We start from the raw sequence: 14,679 nt of genomic DNA, 5'->3' as shown, positions 1-14,679 counted from the left end.
TATGGCTGACGAAAAACGCCCCACAACTCCACCAAGCGATAGTGAAGAAACACAACGTCAGGTGGCAGATGCACAATCTCAGGCCCAGGCTGAACAGACTGCAGAACAGGCTGAACAGCTCCGAAGTGAAGAACACCTCACCACACAGGCAACAGGTGGTCTTGAAGAGCAGCCTTTTGGCCGCAAAAAACCTACAGAAACCGCAGAACGCGACAGTGCTGCTGGACTTGGTGAAAACTTTGGTCCGGGGCTTGCTGACGCTGATGGCGGTGCAGGTACTGGCGAGGACGCCGTCGGTGGCGGTGTTCAAAATATTGCAAGCGCCACTCCCGAAGACAATGTGGGCGGAGGCGTTGCTGCTGTTGCCGGTGCTGACCCCGGAGCAGGGCCTGAGGGTTCTGCCGGCAATGCGTTAGGTGATTTTGGAGGCTTTACTCCCGTTGCAAGCCCTGCATTTGTTGGAGGAGGAGACTCAGGCCCTCAAGGTACTGGCGGCCCAGAAACTCCACAAACTCCGGGACAGGACGAGCTTCCCATTGCTCAGGCTCCAACGCTGAATCTTTCGACCGTTCAGGGTGCTGAGGATTCTGCAATTTCCCTGAACATTCTTGCAGCGCTTCAGGACTCGGACGGCGGTGCAGAATCACTGACCGTGACCATTGCTGGCGTCCCTGCGGGAGCTCTTCTTTCTGCCGGAACCGACCTTGGAAACGGCGTTTGGCTGCTGACCGAAAGTGAGCTGGCCGGGCTGACCATCACCCCGCCGCCCAACTCCAATGAAGACTTTGTCCTGAGCATTACCGCGACGGCCACAGAGTCTAATGGCAGCACAAGCAGTGTCACCACGACGCTTCCCATTGACGTTGTTGGCGTAGCCGACACACCGACTCTGGCTACCGTTCCGATTACCGTCCTGGAAGATACGCCTGCAGCGCTGGACATCAGCAGTGCCCTTACAGACACCGATGGTTCGGAGAGTCTGAGCATCACCATTTCAGGTGTCCCTTCTGGCGCCACGCTCTCTGCTGGCACCCAGAACCCGGACGGGACATGGTCGCTCACACCTGCGCAACTGGCAGGACTTGAGCTGAACCCGCCCCTGCACTTTTCTGGCGATGTCACCCTGACCGTTACGGCAACGGCAACAGAAAATGACGGCGACAGTACGTCTATTTCAACGCCGATCACAGCGACATTCACAGCGGTCGCGGATGCCCCCACACTCGCAGTACAAAATGTTTCTGGATTTGAAGACAACCTGATTCCACTCAACCTGAATAGCGACCTCGTCGATCAGGACGGCTCAGAAACGCTTTCCATTGTTATCGAAAACGTTCCTTCCGGGGCCATTCTTTCCGCTGGCACCGATCTTGGTGGTGGCCGCTGGCAAGTTGACCCGGCAGACCTTGCGTCCCTGCAAATTCTGCCACCGTCAAACTTCTCAGGCGACATCCCCCTGACAATTATCGCCACGGCAACGGAAGGCTCCAATAACGACACGGCAAGCACTACCGCGAACTTCAACGTTGCCGTTACTGGCGTAGCCGATTTGCCAAACCTGGCGACTCCTGCAGCTGGTGGCGATGAAGACACACAAATTCCTATCAGCATTAATTCTTCGCTGGTGGACACTGACGGCTCTGAGACTCTGAGTATTGTCATTACAAATGTTCCAGCCGGAGCCACGCTCTCCGCTGGTATCCAAAATCCAGATGGGAGCTGGACCTTAACGCCTACGGACTTAAGCGGGCTTACAATTACTCCCCCTCTACATTTTTCGGGAACTATAGATCTTACTGTCACAGCTATCGCGACAGAGCAGGACGGCGACGTTGCTCAAACAAGTCAACAGACAACCGTCAACGTCTCCGCCGTCGCGGATGGCCCGGCACTCATAGCTCAAGATGTCTCAGGCCTTGAAGACAGCCAGATTCCACTCAACCTGAGTAGCAACCTCGTCGATCAGGACGGCTCAGAAACGCTTTCCATTGTTATCGAAAACGTTCCTTCCGGGGCCATTCTTTCCGCTGGCACCGACCTTGGTGGTGGCCGCTGGCAAGTTGACCCGGCAGACCTTGCGTCCCTGCAAATTCTGCCTCCGTCAAACTTCTCGGGCGACATCCCCCTGACAATTATCGCCACGGCAACGGAAGGCTCCAATAACGACACGGCAAGCACTACCGCGAACTTCAACGTTGCCGTTACTGGCGTAGCCGATTTGCCAAATCTGGCGACTCCTGCAGCTGGTGGCGATGAAGACACACAAATTCCTATCAGCATTAGTTCTTCGCTGGTGGACACTGACGGCTCTGAGACTCTGAGTATTAACATCTCAGGAGTGCCAAGTGGAGCGCTTCTTTCTGCTGGCACTGTACAGGCAGATGGAAGCTATGAGCTGACGCCCGCAGAGCTGGCGGGTCTGACTCTCCTTCCGCCACAAGATTTCAGCGGCACCATCTCGCTGACGGTAGCGGCAACCGCGACAGAACAGGACGGCGACACCGCCACCCGGACCCAGACTCTTGATGTCAATGTCAATGCTGTTGCAGACCTGCCCTTTGTGGACGCTGGCGATGCTAATGCAACAGAAGACATTCCCGTTCCTCTGGCTGACATGTTTGCCCAAACCACAGATATTGACGGCTCAGAAAGCCTGAGCCTACGCATTTTACAAGTCCCTGCGGGTGCGACGTTCAATAACGGTACAGATAATGGAAACGGCACATGGACATTGACTCCAGCAGATTTGCAGGGGCTGACCTTCACCGGACCGCTGCATTTTTCTGGTACCGTCAACATGATACTGGAAGCAACTGCGACGGAACCGAACGGAAGCACCTCAGTTAACACCGACCCCTTCCTCGTAGATATTGCCGCCGATGCTGACGCACCGAATGTCTCGGTACAAAACGTCACAGGCTTTGAAGACAGCCCTATCCCTCTGAGCCTTTCCTCTGCGCTCGTTGATACAGATGGCTCAGAAACTCTGGCAACAGCCATCACTGGTGTGCCCGCAGGAGCAACGCTTTCTGCTGGCACAGACCTTGGTGGTGGGCGCTGGGAAGTCGATCCGGCAGATCTTGGCAGTCTGACAATCACCCCTCCACTGAACTTCTCTGGTGACATCAATCTTGCGCTGGAGTCGACCACCACAGAAATATCCAATAATGACACCGCCTTTAACCGCTCTCCCTTTGTGGTGAGTGTCACAGGCGTTGCCGATACACCAACACTCAATACATTACCAACATCAGGTTCAGAGGATTCACAACTTCCTCTGCCTATTTCCGGTTCACTCTTTGATGTGGACGGATCAGAAACTCTGAGCTTTGTCATTTCAGCTGTCCCGGCAGGGGCAACGCTTTCTGCTGGCACACTGAACCCAGATGGAACCTGGACACTGACTCCAGCAGAACTGTCAGGTCTCACCATCACCCCACCACTGCATTTCTCTGGCAACTTTGACCTCACCGTCACAGCCATTGCCACAGAACGCGATGGTGACGTGGCACAGACCTCTGCTCCGCTGCCTGTTACGGTCACAGGTGTGCCTGACCCGCCTGATGTTGGTGCAGATGAAATCACACTGGGCTTTGAGGACACCTTTATTGACGTGCCCGTGAGTGCCCAGCTGACAGACACTGACGGATCTGAAACACTGGCAACCTTCATCACTGGTGTTCCCACGGGTGCGGTTCTGTCCGCCGGAACAGACCTTGGTGGTGGGCGCTGGCAGGTCGATCCAACAGATTTGCCAACGCTCCAGATTCAGGCTCCGCAGGACTTCTCTGGAACTATCAACCTCCAGCTTGAAGCCACCTCAACGGAAATTGCGACAGGTATTTCGGCAACCTCGACCCAGAATATTGAAGTACAGGTCATTCCTGTTGCCGATCCGCCAACACTGCAAACAACCGATGCCACAGGCACTGAAGACATGACCGTGCCACTGAGCATCAGCAGTGCGCTTACTGATATCGACGGTTCAGAAACCCTGAGCCTTGTTATCTCTAATGTGCCTTCTGGCTTTACGCTCAATAACGGAACAGATCAGGGGGGTGGCGTCTGGTCACTTGCCCCCGGTGATCTTGCTGGCCTGACAATTACTCCGCCTCTGGACTTCAAGGGCAGCTTTACGCTGAATGTTGCCGCGACTTCGACAGAACCCAATGGCGATACAGCGACAACTCCGGGCACCCTCAACGTCACCATTCAGGGTGATGCGGACACGCCAAACATCTCAACGCCTCCGGCTTCTGGGCTGGAAGACAACGCTATTCCGCTGAGCATTACGGCGAGTCCTTCCGATACCTCAGGAAGTGAATCCGTCACAGGCTACACCATCTCCAATGTCCCCGCCGGAGCAACACTCTCCGCAGGAACAGATCAGGGTGGTGGCGTCTGGACTTTGACGCCTGCGGAAATCTCTGGATTGACCATTACCCCACCGCTCAACAGTAATGTGGACTTCAATCTAAGTGTCGAAGTCACGGTTACAGAAGTAGGCGGTGATACCTCAACGGCGACAAGTACCCTGCCGGTTGCAGTAACAGGCGTTGCAGATACGCCAAACCTCGCAGCTGGCAATTCCACAGGAAACGAAGACACGGCCATCGCGCTCAATGTCTCAGGCTCACTTGTGGATACTGACGGTTCAGAAAGCCTGACCTATAACATTTCTAATATTCCAACAGGAGCCACGCTCTCAGCAGGGACCCTCCAGCCTGACGGCAGCTACAACCTGACGCCAGCCGAACTGGCAACGGTAACGATTACTCCGCCGCAGGACTTCAGCGGAAGCTTCGTGTTGACGGCTACAGCGACGTCGACGGAAAATGATGGCGATACAGCATCAGCCACAGACAACTTCTCCATTACAGTCAATGCTGTTGCCGATGCGCCAAGCGTTGTTGTCTCAAATGTTCAGGGTATTGAGGATGTTTCCCTTGGCCTGTCCTACACTGTTTCCGAAACCGACATTGACGGCTCGGAAAGCATCACCAGTATCGTCATTAGCGGAGTGCCAAACGGATTTAGCATTTCCAACGGTACCGATCTTGGTGGTGGCAACTGGTCAGTCCCGCCCAACCAGTCCCCAGGGACCATTACGGCCCCGACGCACTTTAGCGGACAACTGAACCTGAGCATTACGGCAACGTCCACAGAACCAAACGGCGACTCTGCGACAACGACAACGCCCTTCACCGCCACGTTTGTAGCGGATGCGGACACACCCGACATTGCCGCAGCAAACGTAACAGGTAATGAAGATACCGCGATCCCGCTGAGTCTTGCATCATCGTTGGTCGACACTGACGGTAGTGAAACGCTTGGCGTGGTTCTGCAAGGCGTCCCGCTGGACGCAACACTCAATGTTGGCACAAACATGGGCGGTGGCGAATGGGCCATTCCTGTTGCAGACCTTGGCAATGTCACCCTGACACCGGGCCTGCACTTCTCTGGCGACATTCCGTTAACGCTTGTTGCGACTGCCACAGAAAGTTCCAACAATGACAACGCATCGGCATCAGCAAGCTTTAACGTACATGTCGTTGGTGTTGCCGATACTCCGGGCCTCACGGCCTCGCTGACCAACGTTGATGAAGATACAGACATGCCTGTCAACGTCACGGGTACGCTGGTCGACACAGACGGCAGTGAAAGCCTGAGCTATGAAATCTCTGGAGTCCCCAATGGCTTCACCCTGTCCGCTGGTACAGACCAGGGCGGCGGAGTCTATACTTTGACCCCATCGCAGCTCGCGGGCCTGACCCTGACGCCTCCAACAAACTTCTCAGGAAGCGTCAGTCTTAACGTCACCGTTACCAGCACAGAAACAGACGGAGACACGGCAAGCACAAGTACGACCATTTCCGGAAGCTTTGGACCTGTCGCTGACCCGCCTGCAACCACCGTCCAAAACACGACGGGTAACGAAGACACGGCTATTCCGCTGACGCTAAGTGCTGCGCTGACAGATACCGATGGTTCAGAAACTCTGGCAACAGTCATCACGGGTGTCCCGGCAGGAGCAACACTTTCTGCGGGCACGGACCTTGGTGGCGGGCGCTGGTCCGTTGATCCGGCAGATCTGGGCAGCATCACAATCACACCGCCGCTGCACTTCTCTGGTTCCATCAGCCTTGGTCTGGAAGCGACATCCACGGAAACGGCAAACAATGACATGACGACAGTCACGTCTCCCTTTACGGTCACGGTTGTGCCTATCCCCGACCAGCCCAACCTGGCGACACCGCCAGCAACGGGTGACGAGGATGTGCCCTTCCCGCTTGGCATCACGTCCTCGCTTGTTGACACAGATGGCTCCGAAGTCCTTGGCATCACCATCACAGGTGTGCCCAATGGCTTCACCCTGTCTGCTGGCACAGACCAGGGCGGCGGAGTCTGGGAGCTGACGCCTGCCCAGCTTGCAGGGCTGAGCATCAATGCTCCTCTGGACTTTAAAGGCTCCTTCAACCTGACGGTTATTGCCACAGCAACAGAACAAGCCAACAATACGTCTGCAACAAACATCAGTTCCCTGCCTGTGACCATCAATGCAGTGGCAGACGTGCCAGATGTGACTGCCCAACCAGCCACGACCAATGAAGATACCGACGTGGTGCTCGACATCACGGCAATGGCAACAGACACCACAGGTTCTGAAACTATTACCAACATCATCATTGATGGCGTTCCCGCGGGGACAACACTTTCTGCGGGAACACAGACGGCACCCGGTCGCTGGGAAATTGACCCTGCGGATGTGCCGGGTCTGACGCTTTCGCCAATACCGGACAGCAACGTTGATTTCACGCTAACCGTAACGGCCATTGCCGAAGAACCAAACGGAAGCACAAACCAAAACTCTGTGGCTCTGCCCGTTGATATTATTGGTGTTGCAGATACGCCAACCATCAACGCAGATGACGCCACAGGCAACGAAGATACCTTTATCCCGGTTAATGTCAGCGGCATGCTGACAGACGTGGATGGTTCAGAAACCCTGAGCTTCCAGATTTCCAATGTTCCTAACGGCGCAACCCTGAACGTCGGCACAAATCTTGGTGGCGGCGTCTGGGAGGTTGATGCCTCTGACATTGCAAATCTGAGAGTTCGCCCACCGCGAAACTTTAGTGGTGACATTCAGCTCACAGCAACGTCTATTGCCACTGAAAACGACGGCGATGTTGCGACGAACTCTGACACTCTGACCATTACGGTTGATGCAGTAGCAGACCGTCCACGAGTGCGGGCACGTTCTGTAAATGGCACCGAGGACACCGACCTGCCACTTGATCTGCTTGCGGCTGTGACGGACCCCTCAGAAACCATTATCAGCACACAAATCAGTAATGTCCCCACAGGCTTCACTATCGTTGGTGGAACTGACCTTGGTGGTGGCGTCTGGAGTGTGCCTCCAAATGCACTTAACACGATTGAAATTACACCACGTCAGGACTTTAGCGGAACAGTCAATCTCCGCTTCACGGCCATTTCAGAAGACGTCAACGGAGACACCGCATCCCGGGGCCGCAACTTTAACGCAAGTTTTGAAGCCGTCGCAGATACGCCCTCCGTTACAGCTGGTGATGTGACTGGTTTGGAAGACACTCCAATCCAGATGAACTTCCTTGCGGCTATTACAGATATTGACCTGTCAGAAACTCTGACTCTCAAAATCCTCAATGTCCCGGCTGGATCGAGTTTCAATCTTGGTACAGACAACGGCGATGGTACGTGGAGCATTGACCCTGCGGACCTGCCCAACATCACCTTTACGGCACCGCTTAACTTCTCCGGCGACGTTGCGATGACGCTTGAAGCCACAGCCACAGAGCCAAATGGCAGCACGGCGGTCAACACCGATGCCTTTAATGTGCATGTCGTTGGCGATGCTGACACACCAAAGCTGAAATTCACCTCAGCAATGGGGCTTGAGGACAGTGCCATCGCGCTGACAGTCCGGGCAGAGCTTCTGGACACAGACGGCTCAGAGTCACTCTTTGTTGAATTCTCCAATGTTCCGGCTGGAGCAAGCTTTAGTGGCGGATCAGAAACCTCTCCCGGAGTCTGGCTGATTCCGGCAGCTGCGCTTCCAACCCTGACCTTTACGCCTCCACTGCATTCAAACGATGATGTCACGCTCACCATTCGTGCCCTTTCTGTTGAGGCCGATGGCGATCAGGCATACTCCCCGCCGCGGACTCTAAACATCGGCATTAAGGGCGTTCCGGATGCACCCAATGTCACCAGCAATGCCTCTGGCGACGAGGACACATCCATTGCCCTCAACGTAACTGTGACGCCAGAAGATACGGATGGATCAGAAACCATTACCTACATCATCCGAGGCCTGCCCTCAGGCGCATCGATCAATACAGGAACCTTTATTGGAAATGGTCGATATGCCCTGACACAGGCAGAACTGGACAGTGCGGAAGTCACTCCGCCTGAGGATTTCTCAGGCGTCTTCACTGTTACTCTGGATGTCGTTGTGCAGGAAAACGACGGTGCGCAGGCAACATTCACCAACTTTGTTCCTGTCAACGTCGCACCAGTGGTAGATGAACCAACTCGTGGCGGCATTGCCGCAGCACGCTCGTATGGTTCGGCCTCTGGGCCTGAAGACACTGCTATTTCGCTGAATCTTGATCCGCTGGTTCAGGACATCGATGGCTCTGAGCAGGTGCTCTATGTCGATGTCACCAATGTCCCTGCGGGTGCGGTTTTGGCTGGTGGCACAGAAATCAGCCCTGGAGTCTTCCGCTTCACCCCGGCAGACTTTGCCAACGCAACGATCACAGGACCACAGGACTTTGGTGGAACATTTGACTTGTCTGTTTCTGCAACAATCCAAGACGCAGGAACAGTCACGGCTGTTGCGACAGGCCCTCTGCGTGTCAATATTATTCCTGACGCCGACCCGCCGACCATTACAGGTGGAGATGTTTCTGGCGAGACTCGAACCTATATTCCCGCCAACATTTCATCTTCGCTTACGGACACCGACGGCTCCGAAACGCTCCACATCTACATCGACTTTAATGGCGATCTTGATGTCTTCCCCTCTGCGGGGCTGAACCTTGGCGGTGGAACCTTCCTCGTCACCGAGGCGGAACTCGCAAATCTCGAATTCTACGTGTACCGCGACAACCCAAACAGGACTATCCCTGTCACAGTGACAGCCATTGCAACGGACTCCAACGGTGATACCGCAACAAGCACCGACACCTTTAACATTCAGCTGACAGGCGTTGGAGCTCCCGGTGGACCTGATGGTCCTGGCGGCGGAGGTCCTGGTGGAGGTCCCGGCGGCAATAACCCGCCAACGGCAACCATCACACCGCCAACAGGCACTGAAGACAACGCGTTTGATGTGGATATTACTCCTGATTTTGGCAATTTTGGAGCACAGGAATCTATCGTGCTCTCTAACCTGCCGCCTGGAGCCACACCAAACATTGGATTCTTTAATCCATTAAATAACACCTGGGTCATCCCCGGTGATAACCCGGCTCTTTTGGACACCCTGCAAATTACGCCTCCACAGGACTTTGCAGGCCCACTGACCTTTGATGTAACGGTCCTTGAGACCAGCGCCAACGGTCAGAACCAGTCCAACACCTATCCGGTCACAGCAAACATTACACCTGTTGTTGACCCACCACGTGTGAGCCTTGGAAACAGAAACGGCGACGAAGACACACCACTGAACATTGATCTTCAGGTCAACACGACAGACATTGATGGTTCTGAGTCCATCACGTCGGTTGTCATTACCAACCTTCCGCCCGGATCTTCGCTCACAGGTGTTGTGGACCTTGGCGGCGGACGCTTTGAAGTTCCTCTTGGGCAGCTCGATCAGGTCGTCTTTAACCCTCCGCCTCATGACAACGGCAACTTCTCGTTCACGGTTGAAACTGTCGTTCAGGAGTCTGACGGCTCAACTTCGACATTCAGTAATTCAGTCAGTGTCAACATTGACCCGCTGGCCGACCCTGCTCTGGTAATCGTCAACAATGCGAACGGTCAGGAAGACACAGCAATTCCGCTGGTTCTTGATGCCACACTTACAGACACCGATGGGTCTGAACTCATTGCCATTACCATTTCAAACGTGCCAAGCAATGCCGTTTTCTCCGATGGTCATAACAATGGTGATGGTTCATGGACCTTTACGGAAGCAGAGCTTTCAGGATTGACCTTTACAGCTCCCCCAAATGCGAACGGCGACTTTAACATGGTGCTGAACGCTATTACTCGCGAAGTTGGCAACAACGATACCAACACAACGTCCAGAAACTTCACGGTTTCTGTAGAAGGCGTAGCAGATGTAGACATTGTGGATTCGCAAAACACCTCTGGTGATGAAGATACCGCAATCCCCATCACGTTGAGTTACACCGAGGTGGATACTGATGGCTCCGAAACCGCAAGTGTTATCATTACCGGCATTCCCGCTGGTTCAAGCCTGAGTGCTGGAATCGAAGGTCCTTCTGGAACGTGGACGGTCGCAGGTACAGACCTTCCGGGCCTGACCATTACGCCCCCCACACACTTCTCAGGAACCATTAATGCCGTCGCGGAATTCGTTTCTACAGAAAATGATGGAGACACCGACTCAGCATTCGAGCCATTCGAAATTGAGGTCAATCCTGTAGCCGATGCTCCAGACCTAACACCAATAGCCGCAGCAGGAAGCGAAGACGGCAATATTCCGCTGAATGTTGGTGCGGCACTTGTTGACCCCGACGAAGTGCTCGAAGTGGTCATTGACAACCTGCCTCCGGGGGCAACTCTGACGGCAGGCACTCAGAATCCTGACGGATCATGGACACTCACACCTGCTGAGCTTACTGGTCTCGAACTTGTTCCGGCGCTGAACCAGAGTGGGACCTTCTCGCTGGACATCACCGCAACAAGCACAGAACCAGCAAATAACGATAGTGCCACAAGCACGGCCAGCTTGCCGCTGACCATTATTGGCGTTGCCGATCCGGCAACAGTAACGACAACCGATACCAGTGGTGATGAAGACACAACAATCCCCATCACCATCACAGCAGCGCTGCAAGATACCGACGGCTCAGAAAGCATCACGTCTGTGGTCATCAGTAACGTCCCGGCAGGCTCAACCCTGAGTGCCGGAACAGAAGGTCCTTCTGGAACATGGACTCTGAGTGAAGCGGACCTGTCTGGACTGACAGTGACTCCGCCCACAAACTTCGCTGGTGACATGAACCTGAATGTCGCGGTGACCACGACTGAAACTGATGGTGACACCAACGTGACCAACGACACTGTGACCGTCGCCGTAGCGGGGGTTGCCGATCCGGTCACCATTGTCACAACAGATACCAACGGCAACGAAGATAGCGCTATTCCGCTGAGTATCTCCGCGACCCTGCAGGACACCGACGGTTCAGAATCCATCACATCCGTTGTTGTCAGCAACGTCCCGGCAGGCTCAGCGCTGAGCGCCGGAACGGAAGGTCCCGCAGGAACGTGGACACTGGCAGAAGGTGATCTTGCAGGACTCACGGTCACCCCGCCGCTGAACTACTCCGGCACAATGAACCTGAGTGTGGCCGTCACCACGACAGATACAGGTGGAGATACCAACACGACGAACGATTCCGTAAGCGTCGCCGTCAAGGGTGTTGCCGACCCGGTTACACCAATTCTGAGTGATGCTACGGGTTCAGAAGACACAGCAATACCGCTGAATATTGGCTTTGCTCTGCAAGATACTGACGGTTCAGAAACCCTGAGTTCCGTGGTCATTACCAACCTGCCTCCGGGTTCCACCCTGAGTGCAGGAACCGAGTTCCCTCCGGGGCTGTGGACACTGGCCGAGGCTGACCTGCCCGGCCTGACGGTCACGCCTCCGACGAACTACAGTGGAACCGTGACGGTAACAGTTGAGTACAACAATGCAGAACAGGACTTCGATACCAACTTCAACCAGGCAACATTCCAGCTTACGGTTGTGCCGGGTGCGGATGCCCCGCTTCTGACCACCAATTCCGTATCTGGCGATGAAGACACGCCTATCGCACTGGATATTCAGGTTGCGCTCACGGACCCGTCCGAAACACTCGGTGACGTTGTGATCTCTGGTGTACCGACTGGTGCGACGCTCTCCGCTGGCACAGAAAGCAGCCCCGGTGTGTGGGAGGTCGACCCCGGCGATTTGGCCGGACTGTCCATCACTCCGCCTCAGGACTACTCTGGCAGCTTCAACCTCTTTGTTGAGGCCAGCTCGAATGACGGTGGAAGCTCCAGCTCGACCACTGGCGGCTTCTTTGTCACGGTGGAAGGCCAGCCCGATGCTCCAGACTTTGTGGCTCCTGATTCCTCTGGCGAACAGGACACCCCCATTGATCTGAACATTACGGCACAGACGACGGCACCAGATGAAACACTGACCCTGAATGTCGATAACATTCCAAGTGGTGCAACACTCTCGGCTGGGACCCTGCAACCTGACGGATCATGGGATGTTGACGAAGCTGACGTCTCAGGCCTCCAGATTAATCCCCCCAGTGGATTCACAGGAAGCTTTGATCTCGACCTGACGGTTACGGTCTCTCAGGATGGAAACGACCTTGTGCAAACGGACTCTGTCACTGTTGACGTACAGGCTCCAGCTCCGGCACCTGCACCGTTCGCATTCAGCTTTGCGGCGTCGCCATATGCCAGCATGATGTCTGATGCTTCTGACGAAAGCGATGCTGATTCTGGCGGAAATGGCAGCACGGCACCATACGAAAGCAGCATGACGGATACAGAGCCACAGGAGCAGTCTGATCCGACAATGAGCACAGCCGACCCGTCTGATCCTGCTACCTTTGGTGACATGGGCCAGCTTTTGGACGGCGACACAGAAACCGGCACCTCTGACGGCGACGGTGGCGATGATGGACTGGATGATCCCGGCAGTCAGCCTGGCGATCAGGAACTCCCAGAACCTTCGCCCGAAATGCAGGATGAAGATCCGGCCGACGTGCAGGTCAGCACAGACTACGACAACAACTAAAAAAAAGTGGGGCGTCACCACGTCCCCACTTTCACACAAAAAAGCCCCCGTCAGCAGCTCCGCTGGCGGGGGTTTACACGTCTAAAAAATCTTCTGGCAATATTTTGTGAAGGCCCTTGCGCCCTCGAACTAGCAAGGATTCTACGGCAGACACCGTTGTTTCCATTGCCTCGGCAATCTCCGCGTTGCCCAGCTCTTCACGGTGGCGAAGCAAGAGGGCCGTGCGCTGTGTCTCTGGCAAACTTTCCAGTGCCTCCTCAAGCTGACGCAAACGATCACTTACATCAACTTCGACAAAAGGCGTTGTCTCATCAGCCTGCTCTGGGACATGCTCCACTGGGATGGGGCGCTTTCTGCGCATGTGGTCAATGCACAGGTTTCGGGCAATGCAGAACAGATAGCCTTTGAGAGACGACTGCCCCTGATACCGCCCGGCCTGCCGAAAAAGCCGAAAAAATGTTTCCTGCGCAATGTCTGCGGCTTCGGCACCGTCATGCACTGTTCGCCGCGCGTAATCATAGATTCGCGCCTGGTATCGTTCCACGATCTCCCGAAAAGCGCGTTCACTCCCTGTGGCAACCTTGGCCATCAGGGCATCATCGTCCTGCTGCGACAGGCGCGTCCACCATGCCATATGCTTACTTCTTCTGTCCCGGTCCAACGTCACACTGCGGGCAATCCCTGCCGTGACGATGTCTGCCTCGGCGCTGCTGTTCGCCCTGATAATCCCGAACAGCTTCGAGCAGCTGACGGAAGCGGACTTCGCCAAGTTCACGACGCAGATTCTGCAAATGCTGAACAAGAGCTATTGCTCTGCGGCGCTCAAGGTCAGCGCGCTCCTGAACAAAGCGTGCGGATTCTTCAGGCGTGAGTCCTTCTCCAGAAAGCGCATCCTGAAGAAGCGTGTTGGTCATCAAACGCCCCTGCATCCGACACTGGTTGTGCGAGCGGGAAAGCAGCTTATCTGCCTCGGCAACCTTTGCTTTTTCTTCCGCGGACAGCGTCACCCGTTCAAAAGGCTGCTGTGGAGCAGAAAAGCCAAGAGTCCGAAACCCAAACGCAGCAACAAAGCCTATATTCAGGACGACTGAAAGAAGAAAAATCAGTCGGTAAATATTCTTACGATTCATATTCGTCCCCTAAAAGAGCGACGGCGGCTCTTCCTGAAGCGAGGCGACCAGCCCAGAGGTCTGGTACTGCTGATTTACTGGCTGCCCTGCAAAATATCCAAGGCTCATGCCTAGCAGGAGTGCACCCAAAACCGACGCACAGACCAGTCCTCGCCCTGCCGGAGACAGGAACTGAAACCAGTCAAATGCTGGGCGCTGCGTCTCGTTTTGCACACGCTCAAGTGTTTTGCGCGCAAGATCAGATGGCGGCGCATAGGCCGGCATTGCTTTTAGCGCCTGCTCAAGGTTTGTGCGGTTCTCGACGCGTTCCGTCGTCTCGGAATAACGTCTTGTCATAATCACACCTCATATTGTCGGAATAATCCCTTTCACTAGAATAACGCTGTAATCGCCTTTGTCCTGCGCTTTTTGTGCTTTTTTTTCGTGCAGAGTCCAAAATTCCACATATTCCAAGCTGTTCAAACATAAAAAAAGACCCGGCAAAACCGGGCCTTCATTCATTTTTCA

Annotated in this window: 4 protein-coding genes; 1 reads left to right on the top strand and 3 read right to left on the bottom strand. The window is 54.8% G+C overall.

From position 1 onward, the window contains the following. The first annotated feature begins 1 nt into the window (after position 1). Complete coding sequence (locus B5D23_RS12250; RefSeq protein WP_078685739.1) at positions 2-13,042, top strand: beta strand repeat-containing protein; 13,041 nt, start codon at positions 2-4, stop codon at positions 13,040-13,042. Between the two features lie 73 nt (positions 13,043-13,115). On the opposite strand, the gene B5D23_RS12245 is transcribed toward B5D23_RS12250, so the two are convergent. Genes B5D23_RS12245 through B5D23_RS12235 form a run of 3 tightly spaced genes read right to left on the bottom strand, consistent with a single transcriptional unit; the run spans position 13,116 to position 14,508 of the window. After that, positions 13,116-13,676, bottom strand: a complete 561-nt coding sequence (locus B5D23_RS12245) for an RNA polymerase sigma factor (protein ID WP_078685738.1) — start codon at positions 13,674-13,676, stop codon at positions 13,116-13,118. Between the two features lie 4 nt (positions 13,677-13,680). Continuing rightward, entirely contained in the window at positions 13,681-14,172 is a 492-nt protein-coding gene (locus B5D23_RS12240) for a hypothetical protein (protein WP_078685737.1), read from the bottom strand. Between the two features lie 9 nt (positions 14,173-14,181). Beyond that, positions 14,182-14,508 (bottom strand): hypothetical protein, encoded by a 327-nt coding sequence (locus B5D23_RS12235; RefSeq protein ID WP_078685736.1) that lies wholly within the window; start codon positions 14,506-14,508, stop codon positions 14,182-14,184. Positions 14,509-14,679 lie beyond the last annotated feature (171 nt).

The organism is Desulfobaculum bizertense DSM 18034, from assembly GCF_900167065.1.
GTDB classification, from domain to species: Bacteria; Desulfobacterota; Desulfovibrionia; order Desulfovibrionales; family Desulfovibrionaceae; genus Desulfobaculum; species Desulfobaculum bizertense.
The sequence above is the reverse complement of the archived record's forward strand: the minus strand, read 5'-3'. Positions and strand labels throughout refer to the sequence as shown.